General features: G+C 55.2%; 29 protein-coding genes and 1 pseudogene. 25 read left to right on the forward strand and 5 right to left on the reverse strand.

The features are described 5' to 3' along the window. Together H096_RS13840 and H096_RS13845 are read left to right on the forward strand one after the other, a co-directional pair. A partial coding sequence (locus H096_RS13840) for a hypothetical protein (protein ID WP_033898995.1) occupies window positions 1-508 on the forward strand: 508 nt, incomplete at its 5' end. A 275-nt stretch (window positions 509-783) separates the two neighbouring features. Then, window positions 784-1,875, forward strand: a complete 1,092-nt coding sequence (locus tag H096_RS13845) for a hypothetical protein (RefSeq protein ID WP_033898998.1) — start codon at window positions 784-786, stop codon at window positions 1,873-1,875. Between the two features lie 52 nt (window positions 1,876-1,927). Here the strand turns inward: H096_RS13845 and H096_RS34515 are convergent. From H096_RS34515 to H096_RS13855, 3 genes and pseudogenes are all read right to left on the reverse strand, one after another. After that, a pseudogene (locus H096_RS34515) lies at window positions 1,928-2,214 on the reverse strand (integrase); the annotation flags it as partial. A 28-nt stretch (window positions 2,215-2,242) separates the two neighbouring features. Beyond that, window positions 2,243-2,794: an N-acetyltransferase gene (locus H096_RS13850; protein ID WP_033899001.1), complete on the reverse strand. Its 552-nt coding sequence runs from the start codon at window positions 2,792-2,794 to the stop codon at window positions 2,243-2,245. A gap of 25 nt (window positions 2,795-2,819) precedes the next feature. Beyond that, window positions 2,820-3,182 carry a hypothetical protein gene (locus tag H096_RS13855; RefSeq protein WP_027606813.1) on the reverse strand — a complete coding sequence of 121 codons (363 nt, stop codon included), beginning with the start codon at window positions 3,180-3,182 and terminating at the stop codon, window positions 2,820-2,822. Window positions 3,183-3,359: 177 nt separating this feature from the next. On the opposite strand from H096_RS13855, the gene H096_RS13860 reads away from it, so the two are divergent. The 20 genes from H096_RS13860 to H096_RS13955 all read left to right on the forward strand — a co-directional run bounded on the left by H096_RS13860 (window position 3,360) and on the right by H096_RS13955 (window position 19,810). After that, the gene (locus H096_RS13860) at window positions 3,360-4,070 is read left to right on the forward strand and encodes a hypothetical protein (RefSeq protein WP_033899006.1); all 711 of its coding nucleotides are present in this window, start codon (window positions 3,360-3,362) and stop codon (window positions 4,068-4,070) included. Window positions 4,071-4,080: 10 nt separating this feature from the next. Continuing rightward, entirely contained in the window at window positions 4,081-4,869 is a 789-nt protein-coding gene (locus H096_RS13865) for a TIGR03759 family integrating conjugative element protein (protein WP_051422031.1), read from the forward strand. Further along, window positions 4,854-5,411 (forward strand): lytic transglycosylase, encoded by a 558-nt coding sequence (locus tag H096_RS13870; protein WP_033899010.1) that lies wholly within the window; start codon window positions 4,854-4,856, stop codon window positions 5,409-5,411. The genes H096_RS13865 and H096_RS13870 overlap by 16 nt, the downstream gene beginning before the upstream one ends. Beyond that, a complete protein-coding gene (locus tag H096_RS13875; RefSeq protein WP_033899014.1) occupies window positions 5,408-5,911 on the forward strand; it encodes an integrating conjugative element protein in 504 nt (167 codons plus the stop codon). Before H096_RS13870 ends, H096_RS13875 begins: the two co-directional genes overlap by 4 nt. Before the next feature lie 9 nt (window positions 5,912-5,920). Continuing rightward, window positions 5,921-6,163, forward strand: a complete 243-nt coding sequence (locus H096_RS13880) for a hypothetical protein (protein ID WP_033899017.1) — start codon at window positions 5,921-5,923, stop codon at window positions 6,161-6,163. An 11-nt stretch (window positions 6,164-6,174) separates the two neighbouring features. Next, window positions 6,175-8,403, forward strand: coding sequence for a type IV conjugative transfer system coupling protein TraD (gene traD, locus H096_RS13885; protein WP_033899020.1), 2,229 nt, complete (start codon window positions 6,175-6,177; stop codon window positions 8,401-8,403). Window positions 8,404-8,421: 18 nt separating this feature from the next. Next, complete coding sequence (locus H096_RS13890) at window positions 8,422-9,177, forward strand: TIGR03747 family integrating conjugative element membrane protein (RefSeq protein ID WP_033899028.1); 756 nt, start codon at window positions 8,422-8,424, stop codon at window positions 9,175-9,177. Between the two features lie 9 nt (window positions 9,178-9,186). Next, the gene (locus tag H096_RS13895; protein ID WP_033899030.1) at window positions 9,187-10,662 is read left to right on the forward strand and encodes a UvrD-helicase domain-containing protein; all 1,476 of its coding nucleotides are present in this window, start codon (window positions 9,187-9,189) and stop codon (window positions 10,660-10,662) included. A 39-nt stretch (window positions 10,663-10,701) separates the two neighbouring features. Further along, complete coding sequence (locus H096_RS13900; RefSeq protein ID WP_033899032.1) at window positions 10,702-11,013, forward strand: hypothetical protein; 312 nt, start codon at window positions 10,702-10,704, stop codon at window positions 11,011-11,013. A 158-nt stretch (window positions 11,014-11,171) separates the two neighbouring features. Beyond that, complete coding sequence (locus H096_RS13905) at window positions 11,172-11,480, forward strand: RAQPRD family integrative conjugative element protein (RefSeq protein WP_241495499.1); 309 nt, start codon at window positions 11,172-11,174, stop codon at window positions 11,478-11,480. Further along, the gene (locus tag H096_RS13910; protein WP_027606824.1) at window positions 11,477-11,716 is read left to right on the forward strand and encodes a TIGR03758 family integrating conjugative element protein; all 240 of its coding nucleotides are present in this window, start codon (window positions 11,477-11,479) and stop codon (window positions 11,714-11,716) included. The genes H096_RS13905 and H096_RS13910 overlap by 4 nt, the downstream gene beginning before the upstream one ends. An 18-nt stretch (window positions 11,717-11,734) precedes the next feature. After that, the gene (locus H096_RS13915) at window positions 11,735-12,073 is read left to right on the forward strand and encodes a TIGR03745 family integrating conjugative element membrane protein (protein WP_027606825.1); all 339 of its coding nucleotides are present in this window, start codon (window positions 11,735-11,737) and stop codon (window positions 12,071-12,073) included. A gap of 12 nt (window positions 12,074-12,085) precedes the next feature. Then, window positions 12,086-12,466 (forward strand): TIGR03750 family conjugal transfer protein, encoded by a 381-nt coding sequence (locus H096_RS13920; protein ID WP_027606826.1) that lies wholly within the window; start codon window positions 12,086-12,088, stop codon window positions 12,464-12,466. Then, complete coding sequence (locus H096_RS13925; protein WP_033899038.1) at window positions 12,463-13,116, forward strand: PFL_4703 family integrating conjugative element protein; 654 nt, start codon at window positions 12,463-12,465, stop codon at window positions 13,114-13,116. Before H096_RS13920 ends, H096_RS13925 begins: the two co-directional genes overlap by 4 nt. Then, the gene (locus H096_RS13930) at window positions 13,113-14,015 is read left to right on the forward strand and encodes a TIGR03749 family integrating conjugative element protein (RefSeq protein ID WP_156717477.1); all 903 of its coding nucleotides are present in this window, start codon (window positions 13,113-13,115) and stop codon (window positions 14,013-14,015) included. Before H096_RS13925 ends, H096_RS13930 begins: the two co-directional genes overlap by 4 nt. Next, the gene (locus H096_RS13935) at window positions 14,005-15,495 is read left to right on the forward strand and encodes a TIGR03752 family integrating conjugative element protein (RefSeq protein WP_033899041.1); all 1,491 of its coding nucleotides are present in this window, start codon (window positions 14,005-14,007) and stop codon (window positions 15,493-15,495) included. The genes H096_RS13930 and H096_RS13935 overlap by 11 nt, the downstream gene beginning before the upstream one ends. After that, window positions 15,473-15,910 (forward strand): TIGR03751 family conjugal transfer lipoprotein, encoded by a 438-nt coding sequence (locus H096_RS13940; RefSeq protein ID WP_051422035.1) that lies wholly within the window; start codon window positions 15,473-15,475, stop codon window positions 15,908-15,910. Before H096_RS13935 ends, H096_RS13940 begins: the two co-directional genes overlap by 23 nt. Beyond that, window positions 15,910-18,873 (forward strand): conjugative transfer ATPase, encoded by a 2,964-nt coding sequence (locus tag H096_RS13945; RefSeq protein ID WP_033899045.1) that lies wholly within the window; start codon window positions 15,910-15,912, stop codon window positions 18,871-18,873. Before H096_RS13940 ends, H096_RS13945 begins: the two co-directional genes overlap by 1 nt. Further along, window positions 18,870-19,166, forward strand: coding sequence for a hypothetical protein (locus tag H096_RS34520; protein WP_033899046.1), 297 nt, complete (start codon window positions 18,870-18,872; stop codon window positions 19,164-19,166). The genes H096_RS13945 and H096_RS34520 overlap by 4 nt, the downstream gene beginning before the upstream one ends. After that, complete coding sequence (locus tag H096_RS13955; RefSeq protein ID WP_033899048.1) at window positions 19,163-19,810, forward strand: DsbA family protein; 648 nt, start codon at window positions 19,163-19,165, stop codon at window positions 19,808-19,810. Before H096_RS34520 ends, H096_RS13955 begins: the two co-directional genes overlap by 4 nt. A gap of 182 nt (window positions 19,811-19,992) precedes the next feature. Here H096_RS13955 and H096_RS33200 read toward each other — a convergent pair whose 3' ends face one another. Together H096_RS33200 and H096_RS34235 are read right to left on the reverse strand one after the other, a co-directional pair. After that, entirely contained in the window at window positions 19,993-20,598 is a 606-nt protein-coding gene (locus H096_RS33200; RefSeq protein ID WP_082461568.1) for a hypothetical protein, read from the reverse strand. Further along, window positions 20,598-20,771, reverse strand: coding sequence for a hypothetical protein (locus H096_RS34235; RefSeq protein ID WP_184744837.1), 174 nt, complete (start codon window positions 20,769-20,771; stop codon window positions 20,598-20,600). Before H096_RS34235 ends, H096_RS33200 begins: the two co-directional genes overlap by 1 nt. 348 nt (window positions 20,772-21,119) lie before the next feature. Here H096_RS34235 and H096_RS13960 point away from each other — a divergent pair, with 348 nt between their 5' ends. The 3 genes from H096_RS13960 to H096_RS13970 are packed head-to-tail and all read left to right on the forward strand — an operon-like array spanning window position 21,120 to window position 23,868. Further along, window positions 21,120-21,548, forward strand: a complete 429-nt coding sequence (locus tag H096_RS13960; RefSeq protein WP_082461571.1) for a TIGR03757 family integrating conjugative element protein — start codon at window positions 21,120-21,122, stop codon at window positions 21,546-21,548. Further along, complete coding sequence (locus H096_RS13965) at window positions 21,545-22,486, forward strand: TIGR03756 family integrating conjugative element protein (RefSeq protein WP_033899051.1); 942 nt, start codon at window positions 21,545-21,547, stop codon at window positions 22,484-22,486. The genes H096_RS13960 and H096_RS13965 overlap by 4 nt, the downstream gene beginning before the upstream one ends. Window positions 22,487-22,506: 20 nt before the next feature. Then, window positions 22,507-23,868 (forward strand): integrating conjugative element protein, encoded by a 1,362-nt coding sequence (locus H096_RS13970; RefSeq protein ID WP_033899053.1) that lies wholly within the window; start codon window positions 22,507-22,509, stop codon window positions 23,866-23,868.

A 23,868-nucleotide genomic window follows, 5' to 3' on the forward strand; every position in this document is an offset into this window, starting at 1 on the left:
AGGTGGCAGCCGGTTTAGTTACGCAAGGGGTGATGCCCGGACGCATACCGAAGAGCGCAGTGATCTAAAGGTGCTGCGAGTCGATAGCCAGATAATGGCCAGCAACCCCCCAGCCCTGATGAGAGCGTTTGATTTGAATTCCTTCGTGGTTCCGGCCGAAGATTTCAAAGATGGTTCAGTGTTTCTGGCTGTCGGATACCCGCAATGTCGAAGAGAATTTCACTACGATACAAAGCGATTTGTGGCTGACTTGGCAGCGTTCAGTGGACCGTTGGTAGGGGAGCTTACTGACGCGGTAATTACGATGCGTACTGATTTTGGTCATGTGGATGATATTGATGGTTTGAGCGGATCACCCGTTTTCATATCAGGCGACCCTCACTTGTTTGCCGGTGTAGTTATCAGAGCTGGACAAGACGCTGGGCTTATCCATTTTATCCACGGAGCATGTCTCATCCATGCGATGGACGCACTGGTAGAGCTTCCCCCTCGGCTGATGATGAATTGATCTAGGAAAAAGCACATGGATTATCTAATAGGTTTATGGAAAAACGTTGAGCAGATGCCTGCAACCGGAAAGGTCTTTATCCTTTGTATAGTGCTTGTTTGCATTTTCTTTCTAATCACGTTCTGGCCTAAAAAGCGTCAGCCGCCAGGTACGGGTCAAGAGCCTGAATAGGTAGGAGATAGATAGCTGCACCCACAAGCCTGCCGCCGTGCGGGCTGAGCCTCTATAAGCACGGTAATACGGACAACTGCTTCCTCTGCTGCCTGGAGCTACTTATGCGCGTTGCGCCTACCCTCTTGAAAAAAACATCGCACCAGTTGCTTTATCTCGTCTATGGCAATCAGGCTGTTTATCGGCTCGAGGCCAAATTCAGCATGCTCACTGCACTCACCCATATCAAACAAGGCGAGTCGCTATGCATTCGGGTAATGACTGATCGCCCGGAGGATTACGCCGGTTGGCCCGTTGACACCATCGCTCTGAGTGATCAGACCATGATCCAATGGCAAGGTAAAAACGGCTACCACCATCGACGCAAGGCCTGCGCTATTGCGCAAGGGCTAAAACTGGCCGAAAAAACCTTGTTCGTTGACACTGACACGCTGTTTCTGGAATCCCCTCATCGTGTTTTCGAACGGATTGAACCGGGACGGTATGTGATGGACCGCTTCGAATACGACTGGAGCTATGTCTGCGAACGTCCAGACTATGTAAAGCTCGGTCAGCGGCTAGAAGCATACGGTATCTCGGCCAGCAATAGTTTCAAGCTGTACAACAGTGGTCTGTGTGGTCTCAATGACAGTGATACGCCGCTGCTCGAAGAGTCGATTCGACTGATCGACGAGTGGACTCAAGGATCATTCGATATCCATACTATCGAGCAAATCGCCCTATCATTCGCGATGCGCAACAAGCCAATTCAGGAAGCGAAAAACTACGTTTATCACTACTTCGCCGAAAAGCGCTTCTTCCATGCTATGCAAAAGCACTTTTTCAGTCGACATGGTGAACAGTTTCACCCTGAACTGCCCGCCCTCTGCACTGAAGTGCCGCGCTGCAAACCTGTGCCGTCACCCTGGCAGCGCCTGCGGATCAAGTGGAAACTGCGTAATACACGCAAAGGCATGAAAAAAGTCTGCCGTGATCTACTTTACGGAAGCGCCGCACCTAACCATCCGTACTTCGAAGTGTGCCGTCATGAATGGTGGGAATCAGCCTCCCGGGAGATTTTGCGTTGGGACGAAGGCCAACAGAAAAGATTTTTCGGCGCGGAATATGGTCGCTGGCCGAAACACCTGCCCAAACCGAAACGGTCGACCGACGAACAGACCATAATCGCCTACCTGCGCGAGCGAATGGGGCATTAACGACTTCTTGGATTGCTGCTCCAAGACTCGCAGATGCTCCAGGCGGCCTTTGATGATCAAACAGGCTGGCCAACGCCGCCAGTTTGCACCGGATCGTGGCGCCGGCCAGGCCTCAGGTTTCCAGTTGAGCGCGCCAGGCCAGCACGCGCGCGGGTGACTGCAGAACTCATCGGCGCCGGTGAGCCCGACAAACCCGCAGAAGTCTTCCAGGTCGTGTTGATAAGCGCGTCGGGGGCGTGGGTTGTCGATATTGGCGCACCATTCCACCGCCGCCGGCACGCTGGCCAAATGCTGGAATTCACCGGCGCTTAGAGGGCATTCGCCGATCGGCAACAGCACGGCGGTGGACTGGGGGGAGTGAGTTCTTTCATCGTATGCCCGGGCCTGCAGGCCGACCTGCCGCGTGCTCACTGGCGACCCATTCCCAGTATTTACGGTGGGAGCGGTCGTTTACAGATTCCGGCACCAGGTGCTGCCAGCGTTGCTTTTCCAGGTCTTGTCGCTCGTCGCCGCGCAGCTCCTCACCGAGCACGGCGTCGGCCGCTGCGAATCGCCGGCGAGCCCGGTACCAGAAACCATCGGATGAGGTGCACTGATCCAGCGGCACAATCGGCACCTGGTGTGTGCGCCACAGCTGCCATAGCACTGCCAGGCCGATGCCCTGCCTCCGCTGCGCCCGTTCGATTTCGATCATGTTGATGTACACGCGATCGCCCAGCGGACTGATGCCGTAATCGACGTGGCCAACCGGGTGGCCACCGACCTCGATGTTGTCCTGGTAGTCGGTACCGGGAAACACGAAGCTGCCCCGGGGGGATTCGCTGCGCAGGTTCACCAGCTGTACGCCGCCGGCTAACGCATCGAGGCGTACGATCTGACGGCGCTGGAAGAAGTCGCGTAGCGGGTCAAATAGGAGCATGGGCCTATCCTCGCGGGGGCGGGTGTCAGATCCGGTTGATGTACTGGTTAGCCGGAACCGTTCCAAGGCCGTAACCTTCTACAACCAAATTCCAGTGCGTGGCCTGCTTTTTACCAGTGGGGGCATTGGAGCCGTAGACCTCACCAATGTTCAGGAGCTTATTGCCTCTATCCCACACGATGTAGTTTCCAATGCGGATGGTGTTTGCAGGATGACGCTGGACGATATGCATGACGCCGGAATAGTCGGTCATGGTGATATTGATCAATTGGCCACATTCAGTGCATGTCCACGTCTGGTTATCAAGATGGGTCGCGCCACTGTTGTTGTTATGACCATTTGGGCAGGAATAGTACGAATCGTAAGACGGAGAGATGTAAAACGTCATGGTGAGCCTTCCAGGGCTGATTAGGGTGATAACCTATTTTATCGCCACATTTTTTAAGGAGAGTTTTTGCAGTCTGGCAAGCAAGCTTTGAAAAACATATTCATTGGGAAACCTATTTTCTGCTGCGCCAAATGAGCCCGTTTGAGAGGGTTGCCTCGTTTTCGCGCGAGGATGCCCATGAACCTACCACGCCCTACTCGAACCACTGCAATTCTCAGTGTCTGCCTAGTCATTATGGCGGGCATATTGGGCTATGAGCATCATCAACTTTCCCAGCTCAGCAATAGCTTAGCTGCGACTGCAGACAAAGAGTCGCTGGATGCACTGCTGACTCGGCTGGGCAAAGTAGATGAGCGGCTGGACACGGTAGACGGCAAGCACCTGGTGTCCAACGAGGACTTCCGCTCCGGTCAGCAGGCCTTGTCGAACCGGATCGACGCAGCTCAGGCCTACGCTAAGCAAGCTACCGAAACAGCCAAGGAACTCTCGCTAAATGCCGCGTCTGCAGGGGAGCTAGTAGTGCTCAAGGCCAGCGTCGAAACGCTCGATAGCCGTATTCACGAACTAAGCCAATCCCAGATCAAGCAGGCTGCTGCGGCTCCCTCCAAACCGAAAGCCATTACCCGTAAACCACCTCCCGCTCAGAAGCCCAGTACCAGCGTCGTTACACCGAAAACGCCCCCCTTCACCGTTATCGGCATCGAGTATCGGGGAGGGGAACGCTTTTTGTCCGTAGCACCGCCAGGCAGCACACAGTTAAGCCAGATCTATCTAATTCGTCCTGGTGACGCCGTGGCGGGTACTGAGTGGCGCCTCAACACACTGGACGGCAGGTCAGCACGCTTTGACGTGGCTGGAACACCGCAAACTGTAACCGTCGCGCAATAGGACCTCTTTTATGTATTTCCCAACGGCCATCTCAAAAAAGCAGAGATCCACGGGCACCTCGCGGCTCACTACAGGCTTGGCTATCCTTGCCTTTGCCTATGGTTGCCATGCTGCTCCGGAACACGCTACGTCAACTACAAACACTCAAATCAACGAGCTCGGCATCCAGAATCCTTCCCAAGGTGCCAGCCAGACAGAACTCGCCCGCGAGTGGGGGTTAACCCCCCAAGAGTGGACCCGTTATCGAACGGTTATGGAGGGACCACGCGGCATCTATTCACCAGGACTGGATCCGTTGACCGCACTTGGCATCGAAGCCAAATCGGCTGAAGAGCGTAGACGCTACGCAGAACTGCAGGTGCAGGCCGAGCGACAGCGTATCGATAAAGAGCTTGCCTACCAAAGAGCTTATGACCAGGCCTTTGCTCGCCTCTATCCCAATGAAAAAGTCATCCAAATATCGTCTGGCCCAACATCTGCGGCGGGCTCTGGCACCGCCACTGCTCTGAAAGGCACAGGGCGATTAGCTGTGTTTGTTCAAGACAGTTGCACCGCCTGTATCGCTCGAGTGAAAGACCTTCAGACTCAGAAACAACCCTTTGATCTGTACTTCGTGGGTAGCCAAGGTGACGACGAGACCATTCGCCGTTGGGCCATCCTGGCTGGCATCGAGCCAACCAACGTGCGCAACCGCCAAATCACACTGAATCACGACGCCGGCCGCTGGCTCGGCCTTGGACTCGGCGGCGAGCTACCAGCTGTGGTGCGCGAGGTGAATGGGCAATGGCAGCGTCAGTAGTACGCGCAGCGCTGGCTGGCTTTCTTCTAATTGGCGCGGCAATGGCTAACAGTGCCGAGGTCCCACCACCGGCCTATCAATTGATTGCGTTGCCTGCCGGCGTTCCATCCGAGGTGCTCTATTCGGTCGCACTGCAGGAGAGCGGTACGCGACTGCGTGGCCAGATCGTGCCCTGGCCATGGACATTAAATGTCGCCGGTGCCGGCTACCGCTTTGCGACCCGTAGCGATGCATGCAGGGCACTGATGCTTGCGATTCAGACCGCTGGCCCCAATCGGGTCGACGTCGGTCTAGGGCAAACCAATATCGGTGCCAATGGCCATCGTTACAGCTACCCCTGCGAAGGACTGGATCCTTACAAAAACCTTTCGGTTACGGCTCAGATCCTGGCCGAGCAAAAAGCCAAAGGCGGAGATTGGATCACGGCCGCTGGCCGATACCACCGCCCGGCCGGCGGCGAACCCGCTGCCCGCTACCGCCGCGCATTTGCCAAACATCTTAGCCGGGTCACCGGCATCAACCTAATGGCGAACAACCCATGAATGGACTGTTGAGTTTCGTGCTTTTGCTGTGCTTGGCCACCCCAATTATGGTGAACGCAAGCTCGTTGATTGTAGTTGAAGACCGGGGCGGCGTTTCAGCCCTGCCCTACTACCAAGACTTAGCGCCTGAACCTACCGCGCAATCCGCACCAATCGAAACTATGGGGGTACGTGGCCATGGGTCTTTTCCCGTGCACTCAGACCAGCTTGTCCCCGGCCAAGAGCAGGGCCGGGTTATAAACGCGCCAGGCCTACAACCTCTTTTCCTGGTGGGTGACGATGAAATGTCCAGAGCCTGGCTGACTCAACGCCGTGAGCAACTGCAGCAGTTGCAAGCGGTAGGCCTGGTAGTGAACGTGGCCAGTGCCGAACGATTTGCAGAGGTACAACGATGGGCAGGCGACCTGCAGATGGTCCCAGCGCCGTCAAATGACCTGGCGCAGCGCCTTGGAATCAAACACTACCCACTGCTCATTACTGCAACAGCCATTCAGCAGTAGGAGACAGGGATGCCACCGCCTCAGTCACTCACCGTGGTGATCAGACAACCGGAAGATCCGCGAACTTGCCAGCTGATTTTGGAGCAAGTGACCTACGTGGTTTGGCTTTATGGCGGCCGCGTGACGTCCACAGAACAGGGTGACGCCATCGCTATGCGCGAGAAGCTAGCCGACCGAATACCGGAACATGAGCTAGCACTGGTGAAACAGGAGCTGGACGAGCAGTTCCCCTTAAAACTCAATAAGCTTTAAAGGCACGCACCATGGCCAGCCCCTTTACTATCGAGTCATTGCTTCGTCCTGCCGTCGAGCTTTACACGGTCTGGGTTTGTGCTGCTGCAGCGCTGCTTTGTATTTTCGCGCCCTGGGCATTTGCACTGACGCCTTTATTTGGAGTGGTTGCCGCTACTGGCTTTTTAGGTCTTGGGTTTGTTCGCCTGAAGCAGGCCCTGATGGTATTGCGCTACCGACGGAATATCCGGCGCCTCCCCCACTACACCATGACCAGCAAAGAAATTCCGGTCAGCAACGAGCGGCTTTTTATAGGCAAAGGCTTTCGCTGGACTCAAAAACATACCCAGCGCTTGATGGACACTTACCTCCCCAAATATGCCGAGTACGTCGAGCCGACCTCGACCTACAACTGGGCAAGGCGGCTTGAGGAACGATTGGAATTCGCCCCCTTCCCACTCAAGCTTCTGGCCAAGGCCACCTCTTGGGATGTCGCGCTTAATCCAGCACGTCCGCTGCCACCCGTAGGTGGCCTACCGCGCTTACACGGCATAGAACCGAACGAGGCTGACGTCAGCTTGCCATTGGGTGAGCGGGTTGGGCACTCCCTGGTGTTGGGTACTACACGAGTGGGCAAAACCCGCCTGGCCGAACTGTTTATCACCCAAGACATCAGGCGCACCCGCAGGCGGCCCCGCCGGCGCGTTCAGATGGGTCGCCGTGTTCAGCCTGTTCATCGGAGCCAGCGCAGCGTCGATAAAACTGATGAGATGAACCTTGATCGCGAGGTGGTTATTGTCTTCGACCCCAAAGGCGATGCCGACCTCCTGAAACGCATGTACATAGAGTGCAAGCGTGCCGGCCGACTGGATGAGTTTTACGTGTTCCATTTGGGCTGGCCCGACCACTCCGCTCGTTACAACGCCGTTGGACGATTTGGTCGGATCTCAGAGGTGGCGACCCGGATTGCCGGTCAACTATCAGGAGAAGGAAACTCGGCCGCATTCCGTGAGTTCGCCTGGCGTTTCGTCAACATTATCGCACGCGCCTTGGTCGCCCTCGGACGCAGGCCAGACTATGAGCAGATCCTCAAGCATGTGACCAACATCGATGCGCTCTTCATCGAGTACGCACAGAAGTACTTTGCTGAGCATGATCCCAAGGCCTGGCAAACCATCGTTGAATTGGAAGGCAAGATCGATCGTAAAAACCTCAGTTTTGCTATGAAGGACCGACCGCTGCGCGTGGTGGCCCTGGACATGTACCTCACTCAGCAACGCATCTCCGATCCTGTGATGGAGGGCCTGCGATCAGCGGTACGTTATGACAAAACCTATTTCGACAAGATTGTGGCCAGCCTGCTACCACTGCTGGAAAAACTGACCACGGGGCGCATTGCAGAGCTGCTGTCTCCAGACTACATGGACCTTGAGGACCCACGACCAATCTTTGACTGGATGCAGGTCATCCGCAAACGGGCGGTGGTCTATGTCGGTCTGGATGCCTTGTCCGATACAGAGGTGGCTGCAGCGGTGGGCAACTCGATGTTCAGCGACCTGGTGTCAGTTGCGGGCCACATCTACAAGTTCGGCATCGATGACGGCTTGCCCGGAGCCACCGCCGGTAAGGTCGCGATCAACGTACACGCGGACGAATTCAACGAATTAATGGGCGATGAATTCATTCCGATGATCAACAAAGGCGGCGGCGCTGGCATGCAGGTTACGGCCTACACCCAGACCTTGAGCGATATCGAGGCCAAGATTGGTAACCGCGCGAAAGCTGGCCAAGTCATCGGTAACTTCAACAATCTGTTCATGTTGCGTGTCCGTGAAACCGCAACTGCAGAGCTGTTGACCAACCAGTTGCCTAAGGTTCAGGTGTTCACCAGCACGCCGGCAAGCAGTGCTAACGATGCCATCAATGGCAAAGCCGCCTTCACCTCCAACACCCACGACCAGATCCAAAGCGTCAGTGTGCCGATGATCGAACCGGCGCACGTGGTTGCACTACCCAAGGGACAATGCTTCGCCCTGATTGAAGGCGGCAACCTTTGGAAGATTCGTATGCCCCTGCCGGCAAACGATCCTGATGAAGTCATGCCCAAAGACCTGCAGGCCCTGGCCGAGGAAATGCGGAAAGGTGCAGGAGAAAATAATGGCTGGTGGCAGGCGCCGGGGTATCAATCATTGGGCGAATCGCTACCAGATGACCTATTAGACGATTTCCGCAAATTGGCCGCAGACGAGAAAGTCGCATAAGCCTGGAGGAGCATGGCTATGGCCGATATCGCGGAAAAAGCCCAACAGCAGCAAGAAGGCCCAAAAACCTTTCTGGGCATGCTGTTCTCGGCCCCTTTTCATTTTTTAGGGGTGATGTTTGGCTCCCTGCTAGGCGCCATTATCGTTGAATGGCTGTGTATGTACGTGTTTTGGCCAGATGCCGGCTGGAAACACGCTCAAAACATGTTCGAGCACGAGTTGAGTTGGCTGTCACAGGATCTGCTGCATAGCGTGGTCATCAAAGAACCCGGGCGTACGGCGACCTGGCTGGCACAGACGGTTTACGACTGGCTGATGGTGAAAAGCGGTCTGCAGGAGAACATAAACGAGCTGACACAGTACACGCGCTCCACATCGCAGCAGCAAGCTGGCACTTTCAATCTGCGCTATGAGCTCGGTCGGGTGATGATCCACTTCCAAGACTACGGCTTAGCTGCGATGTACACCGTGCTGACGTTCTGCGTCCGAATGGTCATTCTGACGTTGACGATTCCATTGTTCGTACTGGCAGCATTCACAGGACTCGTCGATGGCCTGGTGCGACGTGACCTACGAAAATTCGGCTCCGGTCGCGAGTCAAGTTACCTGTATCACAAAGCTCGAGGGACGATCATTCCGCTGACTATCGTGCCTTGGACGATCTACCTGGCCATCCCCGTCAGTATCAGTCCACTTTTGATCCTGCTGCCTTGCGCTGTGCTGTTGGGCGTGTCCGTCAACATCACTGTCTCAAGCTTCAAAAAATACCTCTAGGAGCTGTCCATGCAGTGGACTCAAGAACAGCAGCCAATCATCCATTCAACGGCTGACAAGCTACTGGTCCAGGCATTCGCCGGTACCGGCAAAACTACAACGCTGGTCGGCTACGCCACTCATCATGCCTCGGTGAAAATGCTGTACCTCTGCTACAACAAATCCGTCGAGCTCGCAGCTAGGGGACGCTTCCCTCGCAATGTGGTTTGCAAAACAGCACATGGGCTTGCTTATGCGGTTTATGGGAGCCAGTACGCAGCCAAGCAGACCAATAACTTACGCCTGACTGACATCGCCAGGGCCATCAACACCCAAGACTGGGAGCTGGTTCGGGACGTCCTCACTACGCTGAACAACTTCATGGCCAGCGCCGATGACGAGCTAGCCCATTGGCATTTCCCCAGGTTCCAAGGTCAACGAATGCTCACGAGCGCACAGGAACGATTTCTCAACAATGCCCTGGGCGTAGCCAAATCCATCTGGAATCGGATGATAGATCTACAAGACACTGGCATTTCGATTACACACGACGGTTACCTGAAGCTGTATCAGCTAAGCAAGCCCGACCTTAGCGAACGGTTTAACGCCATCCTTCTAGATGAGGGACAGGACGTTAACCCGGTTATTGCCGACCTAGTAAAAATTCAAAAGATCCGAAAAGTGACGGTCGGCGATCCACATCAGCAGATCTATCGCTTCCGCGGTGCAGAGGATGCGCTCAACAGCGAATGGATGGTCGGTGCTGAATGTCATTACCTAACCCAGAGCTTTCGCTTCGGTCCAGCGGTCGCACATGTGGCCAACATTATTCTCTTCTACAAGGGGGAGACCCGAAAACTGCAGGGGTTGGGTTCCAACACTCTTGTTAAACGGGCGTTGCCAGAAGATCTACCGCACCGGACTTTTATCCATCGCACCGTGACCGGCGTTATTGAGAACGCTCTATTTTTGGTAGCGAGCAACCCTAAAATCTTCTGGGTTGGCGGTATCGACAGCTACTCGCTACGCGACCTGGAAGATTTGTACCTGTTCAGCCGTAACCGCAATCAGGAGGTGCAGAACCGTAAGCTTTTGCGGGACTATCGGGACTTTTCACAGTTCGTGGAAATTGCCGAGGTAAGCCAGGACAACGAGATGCTGCGCTCGATCAAAATTATTGCGGCCTACCCAGATCTGCCTCAGCGGATCCATACACTGCGCGCTCGATCAGTCGATAACGAATTGGATGCCACAATCACACTAACCACAGGGCATAAGGCCAAGGGGCTGGAATGGGACTTCGTCAGCCTGTATGACGATTTCAGCGCTGACCCGCTCTCGCCCGATATTGATCAGGGACGTCGAGATGACGAGTTAAATTTGCTCTACGTGGCGGTTACGCGAGCAATGAAGATCTTGGCGCTGAACTCAATGGTGTTGTCCATCATGCAGCAGTATGTGGATGCGCGGTCATCTTTAAAGAGTTCGAGCGAAAGAACTAATTGAGCCCCGCGGCTGGAATCGCAATATCTTGAGGAGGTCGCCATGATTCGTCAGACGTTTGAGTATCACACCGAGTTCTCCCCGCTTCAGTACATCGTTCTGACCAAAAACCTCTTGATGTTCAAGTCGGTAGAGCCCACGGCTGAACCCGACATTCAGAGCTTTCTAAATGATCCGGAGCGTCAGCACCGCCTCGCTCTATTAGGCAGCGAAGGCTGGGAACTGATCAACGTCCAGCCGGTGTTCAGAGGTGAGATAAAGATCGGCAATCACAACGCTCAAAGCTGGGCCTATGGCATTGCATTGCCTACTGGTTACCTCCTGTTCTTTAAGCGCCAGATCCAAAGCGGATAGCTGGAAGATGGCTGTCTGAAGAAATCAATCAAGACCTGAATATGGTTTTCTTGCGGCGCGCGCCTTGATGAAAACGGCAAGCTGATGGCACCAGGAATTACCAGAGCCCAGCCGTGATCCAGTTCCCGCGCAGCACTGCACTCACTCACCGATTTGCTTTGCCAGCCCTCATCGGACTTTTTGGATGCTGCCTGCATGTCTCCAGTGCAGCAGCTGCCTCCGCATCCGAACAGGCCAATCTGGATGTGATGATCCGTCAGTTGAATGCCCTTGAGGACACTGCACGCCGGAGCGCTCAAGTGGGCGACGAACCGGGCAAGCGCTTCTTCTTCGACTACCAGCGTCTGGCGGGCGATATCGCTCGTATCCGACACGGACTGGAGGATTACCTCACTCCAAGCCGAGCCCAGCCTCGGGACACAGTGGAGTTGTCGGGCCAATACACAAAGCAAGGACGCAAGCCATGAGCATGAGCGGCGCTCAAGCGTCTGCCTTCCAGGCGGCTGCAGGGTTCCCTGCTTCGTCAAGCAACCTGTTCTTCGTGGGCTTTGCGGTGGCCATCATCTTTTTGTGGGGGGCGTGGGCTCTCTGGAGCTGCTACCGAGGATGGGCCACCGGAAACCTTGACCGCACGATCGCTTCCACCTCGGTTGTTCGCATCTTGCTGCTTTGCATGATTTTGACCACGTTTGTTCTCAGTTGACTTTATCGGAGATTCATCATGACCTCGCGCCTACGGCCACGCCGCTTGCTGATCGGCATTCTTACGCTTCCACAGTTGGCCATGGCGGCACTGCCCCAGTCTCAACCCCCCACTCGCGGTGAAGGCTCCAACTTGATGCAGACGATGCAGAACTACGCCTTCGACGGATTTTCTCTGCTCGGTCTCATTGTCTGCGCCGTCATTTTCATTGGGGTCGCCTGGCACGCCTTTGGCACCTACCACGAAATCCAGCACGGCAAAAAGAAATGGATGGACCTCGGTGCAACAGCCGCTGTGGGTGTCGCCATCCTGGGTGTCGCCATTTTCCTGGTCACCAAGGCTACCAATATTCTTTAACGAGCCTAGGCCATGACAGAACTCTCTGACGATGGAACCCTGATATTCCTTCCAGTGCGGCTGAACAATCAGCCTGTCATCATGGGCGGTCTAACCGCTGATGAGATGTGGGCAACACTGGGGATCAGTATCGCAGCCGGGCTGATCCTCGGCATTGCGGTGGCGATACTTACCCAGATATGGGCGCTGATCATCGCCGCAGCCATGCTTTGTGCGGTTCTCGGGCTCACGCTTGCCAGCCGTTTCTTGCGCCGCTGGAAGCGCGGTCGACCTGACACATGGCTGTACCGCCAGATGCAGTTGAGCATCGCACGATATTTTCCGACCTGGAACAAAGTCCACCTAATCACACGTACTGGTGCATGGACCTGCCGAAGAACGGGGGTTCAATGACTTATCGTAAAAAAGTTGATGCACAACTAGCACATATCAACAGCCTGCGCCTGGTGATAGGTCTGCTAATCATCCTGGGGATCTACATGGCCTATGGCTGGCAGAGCGCACCGCGCGACTTGACCATCCATGTGCCGCCAGACCTTCGTTCGGGTAGTACACGTCAGTGGTGGGATATTCCTCCAGAGTCTGTGTATGCATTCGGACTGTACATATTCCAGCAGATGAACCGCTGGCCTGTGGACGGTGAAGTCGACTACCAGGACAACATCACCCGTCTGGGTGGTTACCTGACGCCTAGCTGCAAAGCTTATCTGCAGAAGGATTTCGAGCTACGTCGCAACAGCGGCGAGCTGCGTAAACGTGAACGTGGTGTTTTTGAGATTCCGGGAAGAGGTATCGACGATAAGTCAGAGCAACATATCGAGCAGAACAGCATCAACGACTGGACCGTCAACCTGGATATCACTGCCGATGAGCATTACGGTGGCGAGCGAGTGAAAAGAGCACTGGCCCGCTACCCCCTGCACATCATTCGCTCGGATATCGATCCCGAAAAGAACCCCTTCGGCCTGGCTTGGGACTGCTACAGCGGAAACCCTCAACGCATTGAAGTCTCTGTCGAGCAAAATAAGGCAGGAGGCAAATGATGCGGCGCTACTTGCTGATTATCGGATTGCTCACACTCAACCTCTTCGGGATGGCCAACGCGGTTGAAATCCTTCGTTGGGACCGAATTCCGTTGGCACTTCCCTTGATCGTCGGCCAGGAACGCATTGTCTTTGTCGACCAGAATGTTCGAGTGGGTGTGCCTCGTAACCTGGTCGACAAGCTGCGCGTACAGAGCACCGGCGGCGCCCTCTATTTGTTGGCTAAAGAGCCCATTGAACCAAGCCGCTTGCAGCTGCAGAACATGAGCTCCGGCGAGATTATGCTCGTGGATATCATCGCAACCACCGGGCAACCAAATCAGGATGCATTCGAGCCGGCAAAAATTGTTGCTGGCGAGAGCCCTTCAACACGATACGGGCAGGTCAACTCCAAACCTACGAGCAGCCACGCTTGGGCTCCCACGGTACAAGCCACCACACAGGAAGTAGAGGAAGCCACACCGGCGCCGCGCCGAGAAACGCCATTGCCAGTGGTCCTCACACGATATGCCGCCCAGATGTTGTACGCCCCTCTGCGCACTGTGGAACCGGTGGAAGGCATTGCCCAGGTGAATTTCAAGCGAGGTGTAGACCTCACCACGCTCCTGCCGACGTTTACGGTCGAAGCGTCTGCTCTGGGATCGTGGCGACTGGACGATTACTGGGTGACAGCGGTGAAGCTGCGCAACACGAGCGCTCAGCACCTTAGCTTGGACCCTCGGGATCTGATGGGCGATTTTGTAAGCGCTACCTTCCAGCATCCGTACCTGGGCGCCAAGGGTGATGCCAGCGATACCACAACGGTCTATCTGGTGACCCTTGGCCATGGTTTAGCCGAATCGTTGTTACCGGCGGCCGTCAGCCAGATCGATCCGAAGGGAGGTCGTCGTGAAGAGTAATCCACTTGTTAAATACCTGATCATACCGTTCGCGATCCTGGCGATATACGTAGTGGTCAAATCATTCAATCGCGGAAGTACCGATCAACAGGTTCATGCACCGGACACGGTTGTACTTAGCACGGAAGAGGCTAAAAAGCTTGGGGTTGACGGAGATACACCCAGCGACACATTGCGCACTATTGTTGCGGAAAGCCGACAGCTCAAGGACCAGGTCTCCAATGCACTGAAGACCAATGATGAGCTCAAACAACAGAACATAGAGCTGCAAAAGCGCCTGCAGTCCATCGACCTCAACGTCGACAGCAAACTGCAAAGCGTTCAGCAAACGTTGAAGCAAGAGTCTCAACAACAGAGCCAAACAATCCTGGACACGCTGCAGCAGCAATACAACACCCTGAGCAGCAAATCAGGCAGTGGCAATCAGTCTGGATCTGATTTGCCAATCGGCTTCGGCGTTCAGCCAGGGGATGGTCAAACGTTCAAAGACGCCCCCGGGCCGGACGTTGTATGGATAGAGCCGCAGGATGCGACTCCCGTCGACATCAACGGCAAACCTATCGCTGCCGGCTCAAATCAAACAGCCAGTGGGTTCAACTTCCCGACTTCCTTTGGCGAGTCCATGGACCGGGGTCAAAATGCACTTCGCACGGGTGCCCAAACCGTCACCAACGAAATTTCGCCGCAGGAGGCGCGCAAACAAGTGCGCAAAGTCTACACACTGCCGCAGAACTCGACATTGATGGGCTCAGTGGCCATGTCCGCGCTGATAGGCCGGGTTCCTATAGACGGCACGGTCAATGACCCCTACCCGTTCAAGGTCCTAATCGGACCAGACAATCTCACGGCTAACGGGATCGACCTGCCCGACGTCGCCGGCGCGGTGGCCAGTGGAACAGCATCAGGTGATTGGACCCTATCCTGCGTACGCGGACAGATCAAAAGTCTGACCTTTGTTTTCAATGATGGCACTGTTCGCACGTTGCCACAGCCGCAGGAAGAAGCGAACGGCAATCAAAACAGTAACAACCAGAACAGTGGCAACCAGACAACTATCCAGGGTGGACTGGGCTGGATAAGCGATGCCTATGGCATTCCCTGCATCAGTGGTGATCGTAAAAGCAACGCCTCGCAATACATCGGATCCCAGGTACTCATCACTGCGGCCGGCGCCGGTGCGGCCTCCCTGATTAAATCAGATGGCAACAGCAGCTCGTTTATAAACCCGCAGTCCGGAACCATCGGTTCTGTCGGCGGTTCAGGCAGTGAGGCCATGGGCAAAATCATTGGCCAGGGCGTCAATGATGTCTCCAGTTGGGTAAACAAACTCTACGGGCAAGCCTTCGCTGCGGTGTACGTGCAGCCAGGCGCCAAGATCGCCGTACACCTGGACCAACAGCTGACCATCGACTACGAACTCAATGGCCGAAAGGTCGACTATCGCTCAGGAGCCCGTCATGCATCGACTGCGCTTGACTAACCACGCCTTGAAAATTGGCACCTACCTGGTGATCGCACTGCTCGGGTCTGGCTGCGCCACCAGCAAGGACGAACTGCTCCCCCACGGCGACAGCAATATGATGGACGTGTGGAATCAGGGATCCAGTGGTTCAAGCAGCGCAAGTAGCCGCCAATTGCTCGATGCCCGCCAAGACCTGCGTAGACCGTTGCAAACAAATCAGGCGGAACTGGACGAAAATGCAAAATTTACGCGCACTGCTCAAAACGAGATCTACAGCCAGTTTAAGCGCCTGCCCAATCCGGACCTGGTGATGTACGTGTTTCCTCACCTGGCGGGCTCTGATCCAGCTCCAATCCCAGGCTACACCACGGTATTTCCGCTGTATCAGCGCGTTCAGTACGCCATGCCCGGTGAACGCACGGAGGCATATTGATGGGCCTTTTTGAACGACTCAAAGCACGGCGGACATCCGACCGCGTCGAACCTGACCTCTCAGCCAGTGGGACCGAGTCTATCGACGCGCAGCCATCAGCAAGCGTGACTTTTGAGGCTGCGACTGAGCGTTATCACGAGCGCCTCGCAGCCATGGGCATTCCATCACCGAGCGATTGGCGTAATCCCCAGAAAAAGCCAGCTACAACTGCTGACGTCGACCGCTTGTATGACGTCAACCCGTCGTTCGTGGACCTTCTGCCCTGGGTAGACTACCTGCCGGGGGAAAAAGCGATGCTGCTGGAAGACGGCGTCTCTCGCGCTGCTTTTTTCGAGCTGATTCCAATTGGCACTGAAGGTCGAGATCCCGAATGGTTGCGCAAAGCCCGGGATGCTCTGGAAAACGCGCTGCAGGATTCGTTTGACGAACTTGAAACCTCCCCATGGGTCGTTCAGTTGTACGCCCAGGATGAAACCAGTTGGGATGACTACCTGCAGCAGTTGCACGATTACATTCAGCCTCGCGCGCAGGAGAGTGCCTTCACCGAGCTTTATTTGCAGTTGATGAAGCAGCACCTGGAAGCTATTTCCAAGCCTGGCGGGCTGTTTGAAGATACCAAGGTCAGCCAATTGCCTTGGAGGGGCCAGCAACGGCGAGTCCGTCTAGTGGTGTACCGACGCACCCAGGGCGCGCAGGCGGACGTTCGCGGTCAAGCCCCTGGCCCTTACCTGAAAATCATCTGCGATCGCTTGGTGGGGGGCTTGGCGAACGCAGGCATAAAAACCCATCGTATGGATGGCCACGCCATCCGCCACTGGTTAATTCATTGGTTCAACCCACGCCCAGATCATCTTGGCCCAGCCGATGCTGATATTCGACGCTTCTATGAACTGGTATGCAAACAGGCCCCTTCCTCGGAGGAAGGTGATTTACCGCTAGCCAGCGGTACAGACTTTTCGCAAAACCTGTGTTACCGCGAACCGCTGTCGGACATCGAAAAAGGCCTGTGGTATTTCGACGGTCTTCCCCACCGCGTGGTGATGCTCGATCGTCTGCGCGAAGCTCCAAAGACTGGACATCTAACAGGCGAAACCCGCAAGGGCGGCGATGCACTTAATGCGCTGTTCGACAAAATGCCAGAGGACACCACTCTCTGTATCACCCTCGTCATCACACCGCAGGACATCCTCGAAGGGCATCTGGAACAGCTCTCACGCAAGGCCGTCGGAGATACCCAAGCGTCGATCCTGACGCGCGAGGATGTCGCCACAGCCCGCCAATTGCTTGGCCGTAAGCACAAGCTTTACCGAGGTAGCGTAGCGTTTTACTTGCGAGGGAAAGACGACGCGCAGTTACAGGAACGCAGTTTGCAACTCAGCAGTGCATTACTAGGCGCAGGCATGGAGCCCGTGGAACCTCGGGATGAAGTTGCACCGCTCAACTCATACCTAAGATGGCTGCCTGGCAACTTCGACCCCAACGCGCGAAGGGCATTGGAATGGTACGCGCAACTGATGTTCGCTCAGCATATTGCGAACCTGGCCCCTGTCTGGGGAAGGTCGACCGGAACCGGACATCCAGGTATCACACTGTTTAACCGTGGGGGAGCACCAATTACCTTCGATCCACTGAACAAGCTGGACCGTCAGATGAACGCGCACCTTTTCATCTTCGGTCCGACAGGGTCGGGAAAATCGGCGACCGCGACGAACATCCTCAGTCAGGTAATTGCCATCTATCGGCCTCGCCTGTTCATCGTGGAAGCCGGCAATAGCTTTGGCTTGCTCGGTGATTTCGCCAGGAAGCTGGATCTGACAGTTAACCGCGTTCGGCTGGCCCCCGGCTCAGGCGTCAGCCTGGCGCCCTTCGCGGATGCAGTGAAACTTATCGAACCAGACCAAAACGTGAAAGTTCTGCAGGCTGATGATCTTGAAGCCTCTGATCAACACCTGGCCAGCCAGACCGAGGATGAACAACGCGACATCCTGGGTGAAATGGAGATTACAGCCAGGCTGATGATCACTGGCGGGGAAGAAAAAGAAGATGCGCGCCTTACCCGAGCAGATCGAAGCGCCATCCGCCAATGCATTCTCAATGCAGCACAGAAATGTGTAGCGGAACAACGCATTGTGCTTCCCGAAGACATCCGTGAGGCACTGCGAGAGATGGGGCAAGAGCCGGGTATCCCAGCTGCTCGAAGCTCACGTTTCCAGGAAATGGCGGAAGCATTGTCAATGTTCTGCATGGGTACTGAAGGCGAGATGTTCAACCGCCCTGGTACGCCATGGCCTGAAGCTGACATCACCATTGTGGACCTGGCCACGTATGCCCGAGAAGGCTACAGCGCACAGATGGCCATCGCCTATATCTCATTGCTAAACAGCGTCAACAACATCGCAGAGCGGGATCAATTCAAAGGCCGCCCCCTGATCTTCTTCACCGACGAAGGCCACATTCAGTTGAAGGTGCCACTGCTGTCGCCCTACTCCGTCAAGATCACCAAGATGTGGCGAAAGCTCGGCGCCTGGTTTTGGATGGCGACCCAGAACGTCGACGATGTTCCACCCGAGGCATCGGCTTTGCTGAATATGATCGAGTGGTGGATGTGCTTGAACATGCCGCCGGATGAAGTGGAAAAGATCGCCCGTTTTCGTGAACTGACCCCAGCACAGAAGTCGATGATGCTGTCAGCGCGCAAAGAAAGCGGGAAATTCACCGAAGGCGTGGTGCTATCCAAAAGCATGGAAATGTTGTTCCGGGCGGTGCCCCCCAGTTTATACCTGGCCCTGGCCATGACAGAGCCAGAGGAGAAAAAACAACGCTTCGACATCATGCAAGCCAAAGGCTGCAACGAACTTGATGCCGCCATTGAGGTCGCAGCGGCGCTGGACCGTCATCGCGGTATCGAACCGAAAATCATCAATTTCCCCGAGCAAGCCACGGCCTTGGAGCGCCAAGCATGAGAGCATTAGATTCCCTGACCCAGAACCTGATTGAAAGTCTGATCCACCTACTTGAACAGCCGGGAGAGGAAACCCTTCACACCCTTGAAGTGTGCGCCCCAGTATTGATAGAGCAACTTCAACAGGTCGTGATACGAGCGGTGGATCGTCGTGACGTCGAGTCCCAGCTTCAAACGGTGCTAGCCGACTGGCTTAGGAAGCACCCGCAACCCAAGAGCGCTGAGAGCGCGCTTCTTGAGGCCTTGCGAAAACAAGCGCTTCTCTCATCGAAGTCAGCGGAGGCTCGGGCATGACACGCCTGCGCAAACGCTGGATTATTCTAGGTTGTTTTTTTGCAGGCCTCTCGCTGGCCAGTCTTACCCTTGTTCTAAACGAGATAAAAACACCTATACACACAGGGCCTTGGCTATACGGCTCACCCGATGCGCGTTGGACTGTGACAGAGTTTGCCGACCTGGAATGCCCCTACTGCAAGACATATACGCCGAGACTGAAGGCATGGGTCTTGCAACGAAAGGACGTAAACCTACAGTGGCACCATCTGCCACTGGCTTTCCACGGTGCGGCAGCGGTAAATGAGGCAAGGCTCTCTGAATGCGCCGGAAAGCTAGGTGGTGCAACTGCCTTCTGGCAAACCATCGACCAGATCTTTGAACGCACCGGCAGCAACGGTCAGGGGTTCACTGATCATCTGGATGTCGACGGAATTGATCACCTAGGCCTGATGGCCTGTGCGGTGAATGACAAACAGATCGCCATGAACATTATCCAACAAGCAAAAGATGCAAGCAGAGCTGGAATCACCGCAACTCCCACTTTGATAATTAAAGACAACATGACGGGTAGAACAATAAAACTTGAAGGCCCCGCCGATAGTGTGACTTTACTCTCGGCCATTGATTGGTTAGCTCAAAACAAGGAGCAACAGCTCCCCTGAAAAGTCGACCGTTGAATCAAGCAGCCTTGCGCTAGCCGCCGACAGAAATCCTATCAATGAGCCATGTCGCGCAGAGGACGGCAGTACTGTCCCATACGTACAGTGGGAAGAGGGGTAAGATTTAACCGGGCAAAGCAGTTATTGCTGCGCGCCCGATTCACAAATAGGCGCTGAATATAAGCCTAAACCTGGAAAAGCGAGCCATCAGCGTTTCTAGGAAGGAAATAGCCCTTGATGCAAGACATACGACGTATGCAGAGTTGCACATGTGTCTGCTTGCGGAAGAAAGTGCCTGGGTATAGCTCTGGCCCCTCCAAGAAGGGAGAGCGGATCGAGTCATAATCTGGCAGCCCTACAGCATCTCGAGCTTGATGAAGGGTCTGGAACACTGCGCAATCGAGATGACGCCTAAGGTTGTCATGATCACCATGAAACCCGGGGACGTTCGTCGGTATTTCCTCGGAGGAAGCGACCAGGATGTCGTAAGCGCCTCGCAGTTCCTCGAGTGCACCTTCATCTGTCAGATTTAGGCATAAGCCCAAATCTATTACAGCACCTACGACAAATGGATCTTTTATCGCTCCCTTTCCGCGCTTGGAATGCTTTCTGATATGTTCGGCATAGCTCAACGCACGCTCTGGGCTGTTTTCCCAGAAATACGCACCTTCGCCCAACCAATCATAATCATTAACGCTGTGCGCTACATGCTCACCAGCGAGAACAGCTTCCCCGATTTTGCGATCACATCCGTGAAAGCCCAGAACAAATGAAGGGAGCTGTTGATACATCAGCGATATGCGGCTTTGAGATGGCCTTTGACGTTATAAACGCCAGTTTTTACGCGAAAAGCCTTGGCTTCAGCGGGATCCCCAGCAAGAATCAAAGCCAACTGACGAAAGCGCTCAGCAGCTTCGATATGCGGGTTGTCAGTCTTGCTGACCTTTTTGGCCTTTGCAATCATGTCGACCTCCTTGAGGCATAGGCGGGGGTATACGCTCATTTTATAGACAATCGAAAGCTTTGTCAGTTTGGCTTTCGGGCCACTCATTTCATCACGCGTACGAGCTTCGTCGTCCGAAGATTCAAGAGGCCTGCAGCACCAAGCGCCTGATATGCCGCAATCGCCTTTCGAAGCTAGGAAGCATTGACTTCGTGACGGTGCGCGACCTCTCATGACCTGCGCTCCTCGAACAGTAATCTTCAACATTCTGCATTCCCAAATACCCAAAGCACCCAAGTTTATATTTCTTGCTGCGCTCAAGACCTCCATCCGGTTTTCTGTACCTGAACTCATATCAGGTACGGTGCCATGCTCCAGATCCTTACCCACCTTAGCGAACCGCGGCACTGGCTGCTCCCACTGCTACTGCTCTCGCCCGCTGCTGCCCAAGCAGAAACCTGGGTCGTTACCAATCAGACCCATCCGGTATCGGCGCCCTCTGGCACTCGCATCATTCTTCTGGATGATCAGCAACGTCTTGAGGAGCAACTGTCCCAGATACTGCCTGCCGATCCGCGCCAGGCTGAAGCAACGGTCCAACGCTACTTAGCCAGCCCTGCCGGCAAACGTCTCCAAAGCGACCTGGCTCAGGCGCAGCAGGGGGTCACAGACGCCTGGAGCCTGGGAATCGAAAAGCTCCCGGCCGTAGTCGTTGACCGTCGCTACGTAGTGTACGGCGAGCCGGATGTGGCTAAAGCCGTCACGCTGATTGATCGAGCACGGAGCCTTTCTAGATGAGGCGATTAGGTTTTCAGATCAAGTCATTGTCGCTGGCCATCACTTTCAGCATGTCCTTCAGCGCATCAGCTGCGATCACCTCTGCATCCATCATTGCGTCAACGCTGTCGCCGACGTGCTTGGAATACAAGGTTGTAGGTATCTGCTATTGGCTGCTCTGCACGCCTTTCGGCTGCAAAATCAAAACCTCGACAAAGGTTCGTCACTATGTGCCAGACGCGGTGGTGTCAGCATATTCGAATACGGGGATGAACCCCTGGATAGAGATGTCTCCTATGGGAGCACCGAATCCCATGGCCCAAGCAGGAAACGACGGCACCACCAATCACGTCGCTGAAAACAACATCATCAAGTTCAAGGAAGCCGATGTCATAGGCCACCCTGGCGGTGCGACTTTCAGTCAATTTGCCAGCGCTTCTGGCTATATCTGCAAAGGCGCGACATTACCGCTCGTACCCTACTTCCTGAGCACCCTCGATCCGATTGCCTGGCGATACGGCGTACCCGAGTCCGTCTACCCCGAAGCACTGATTCCGGGGATGCGCGAAGTCGGCAGCCTATTCACAGCCAGTATTTGGGGGAATGTCTATCCACGTAGTGGCTTTCTCAACCAGACCGATGACTATAAGACCGGCGCCGTCATTGCACAGCGCGCCGGTGACGTAGTCACCCGCCCAGGCCAAGTACATGTCTATCTGCCAATGCTCGCCCTTCCCTACGCCGGATACTGGCCTGCGGGGCCACTACGCGAAGGTGACGCCTCCACAGGCAAGTGGCAAGAGCTGACCCCAGTCCTCAACCCGACTTGCGCAACCTTTCCCACTATCGGCCCCAACATCGATGCGCAGGATGGCGGCTACGCCTGGGCACTCTGGCGCCCATATTCCTGCTGCCAACGTCGTGGTCAGACCTTCCTCGGCAGTACGGACTTCCTATGACACAGCGATCGGAGCACAACATGAAATTCACCACCTTGGCGATAGGGCTCGCCTGCTGCCTCAGCAGCGCAATAGCGTTCTCTGCTGACCCAATCAACATCTCATCCTCCGGCAGTGTCATTGGTGACGACGTGCTCTACAACATCGGCGGGGGGAGCGCAGTGGCCATGGGCAGCGCTGGCAACATGGACAGTATTTCCGTAGGTGGCGGTTGGAACAACAATCTGATCTGCGGAAACATGAGCCTTAGTAACACATTACAAAATCAGTTGAACGGGGCCACTTCTGGATTCCAGAACATCATGACCTCGGTGGTACAGAACGCCACTAGCGCCGTGGCTTCGTTGCCGGCATTGATTCTTCAACGTGCGAACCCGGCGCTATACAACCTCATCACCAACGGCATCCTGCAGGCCCGACTCGACTTTGATCGATCCAAAGGCACTTGCCGCGCCATTGGAGAAAAAATGGCCGATATCGCCGGCAACCAGATGGGCTGGGGCAAGCTCGCTGAGGGTCAGGCCATGAGCCAGGCGCTGACATCCAACACGGACGCGGTATCTGCGGTGGAGCAAGTCGAAAAAAAAGGTGGCAACGACGGCGTCACTTGGGTTGGGGGTGATCGAGCAGGAGGTTCCGGTCAGAAGCCTATTCGCATCGTAGGTGACGTCACCAAAGCGGGCTACAACCTGCTGAACAAGCGAGCCGCAAGCGACACCTCATCGATTAGTAAAGACAACTGCAACAATGGCATGGTGTGCAACGTTTGGTCATCACCCCAAGAGGCCACGACCTTCGCCAATCGTGTGCTGGGGGAACAACAACAGCAGACCTGTGACAGTTGTCCTAAAACGGTTACAGCTGCTGGCGTCGGTCTGACGCCGCTGATCCAGGAAACCTACGACACCAAGCTGAAAGCCTTGCAGGAACTGCTGAACGGGGGAAAAACCCTCTCCATCGAAAACCTGGAAGCCGCGAGTAGCAACTCTCTGCCCATTACCCGGGGCGTTGTAGCAGCGCTCAAGGACGAGCGTGATCAGGACGTACTTGCTCGCAGGCTTGCCTCAGAAGTCGCGCTTTCTGACGTTTTGGAGAAAGCCTTAACCCTGCAGCGCACGTTGATGGCGGGCAGTCGCGAGCCGAACGTCGCGGCTAATGACCTCGCCCTCCAGGCAGTCGGTCAGCAGAGTTCCTCGCTGCAGCAGGAAATTGGCAATCTGAAAATGGAACTGGATATGCGTCAGCAGCTCGCGAAAAACTCGCCCCTCACAATCATTGAGCGCGGTAAAGCGCGGGCCGAAGACTCTCGGGGCGTGTTTCAGGGGGCACCTGAAACGGATCGATTGGAGCAGTTGCAGTCGCCCGCCAAGAACAAACAGTGA

This window comes from Pseudomonas sp. FH1, assembly GCF_000510895.2.
GTDB lineage: Bacteria > Pseudomonadota > Gammaproteobacteria > Pseudomonadales > Pseudomonadaceae > Aquipseudomonas > Aquipseudomonas azotoformans_A.

Coding starts and splice junctions, on each gene's coding strand:
- H096_RS13845 (WP_033898998.1), top strand. CDS start 784: ATGCGCGTTGCGCCTACCCTCTTGAAAAAAACATCGCACCAGTTGCTT.
- H096_RS13850 (WP_033899001.1), bottom strand. CDS start 2,794: ATGCTCCTATTTGACCCGCTACGCGACTTCTTCCAGCGCCGTCAGATC.
- H096_RS13855 (WP_027606813.1), bottom strand. CDS start 3,182: ATGACGTTTTACATCTCTCCGTCTTACGATTCGTACTATTCCTGCCCA.
- H096_RS13860 (WP_033899006.1), top strand. CDS start 3,360: ATGAACCTACCACGCCCTACTCGAACCACTGCAATTCTCAGTGTCTGC.
- H096_RS13865 (WP_051422031.1), top strand. CDS start 4,081: ATGTATTTCCCAACGGCCATCTCAAAAAAGCAGAGATCCACGGGCACC.
- H096_RS13870 (WP_033899010.1), top strand. CDS start 4,854: ATGGCAGCGTCAGTAGTACGCGCAGCGCTGGCTGGCTTTCTTCTAATT.
- H096_RS13875 (WP_033899014.1), top strand. CDS start 5,408: ATGAATGGACTGTTGAGTTTCGTGCTTTTGCTGTGCTTGGCCACCCCA.
- H096_RS13880 (WP_033899017.1), top strand. CDS start 5,921: ATGCCACCGCCTCAGTCACTCACCGTGGTGATCAGACAACCGGAAGAT.
- traD (WP_033899020.1), top strand. CDS start 6,175: ATGGCCAGCCCCTTTACTATCGAGTCATTGCTTCGTCCTGCCGTCGAG.
- H096_RS13890 (WP_033899028.1), top strand. CDS start 8,422: ATGGCCGATATCGCGGAAAAAGCCCAACAGCAGCAAGAAGGCCCAAAA.
- H096_RS13895 (WP_033899030.1), top strand. CDS start 9,187: ATGCAGTGGACTCAAGAACAGCAGCCAATCATCCATTCAACGGCTGAC.
- H096_RS13900 (WP_033899032.1), top strand. CDS start 10,702: ATGATTCGTCAGACGTTTGAGTATCACACCGAGTTCTCCCCGCTTCAG.
- H096_RS13910 (WP_027606824.1), top strand. CDS start 11,477: ATGAGCATGAGCGGCGCTCAAGCGTCTGCCTTCCAGGCGGCTGCAGGG.
- H096_RS13915 (WP_027606825.1), top strand. CDS start 11,735: ATGACCTCGCGCCTACGGCCACGCCGCTTGCTGATCGGCATTCTTACG.
- H096_RS13920 (WP_027606826.1), top strand. CDS start 12,086: ATGACAGAACTCTCTGACGATGGAACCCTGATATTCCTTCCAGTGCGG.
- H096_RS13925 (WP_033899038.1), top strand. CDS start 12,463: ATGACTTATCGTAAAAAAGTTGATGCACAACTAGCACATATCAACAGC.
- H096_RS13930 (WP_156717477.1), top strand. CDS start 13,113: ATGATGCGGCGCTACTTGCTGATTATCGGATTGCTCACACTCAACCTC.
- H096_RS13940 (WP_051422035.1), top strand. CDS start 15,473: ATGCATCGACTGCGCTTGACTAACCACGCCTTGAAAATTGGCACCTAC.
- H096_RS13945 (WP_033899045.1), top strand. CDS start 15,910: ATGGGCCTTTTTGAACGACTCAAAGCACGGCGGACATCCGACCGCGTC.
- H096_RS34520 (WP_033899046.1), top strand. CDS start 18,870: ATGAGAGCATTAGATTCCCTGACCCAGAACCTGATTGAAAGTCTGATC.
- H096_RS13955 (WP_033899048.1), top strand. CDS start 19,163: ATGACACGCCTGCGCAAACGCTGGATTATTCTAGGTTGTTTTTTTGCA.
- H096_RS33200 (WP_082461568.1), bottom strand. CDS start 20,598: ATGTATCAACAGCTCCCTTCATTTGTTCTGGGCTTTCACGGATGTGAT.
- H096_RS34235 (WP_184744837.1), bottom strand. CDS start 20,771: ATGATTGCAAAGGCCAAAAAGGTCAGCAAGACTGACAACCCGCATATC.
- H096_RS13960 (WP_082461571.1), top strand. CDS start 21,120: ATGCTCCAGATCCTTACCCACCTTAGCGAACCGCGGCACTGGCTGCTC.
- H096_RS13965 (WP_033899051.1), top strand. CDS start 21,545: ATGAGGCGATTAGGTTTTCAGATCAAGTCATTGTCGCTGGCCATCACT.
- H096_RS13970 (WP_033899053.1), top strand. CDS start 22,507: ATGAAATTCACCACCTTGGCGATAGGGCTCGCCTGCTGCCTCAGCAGC.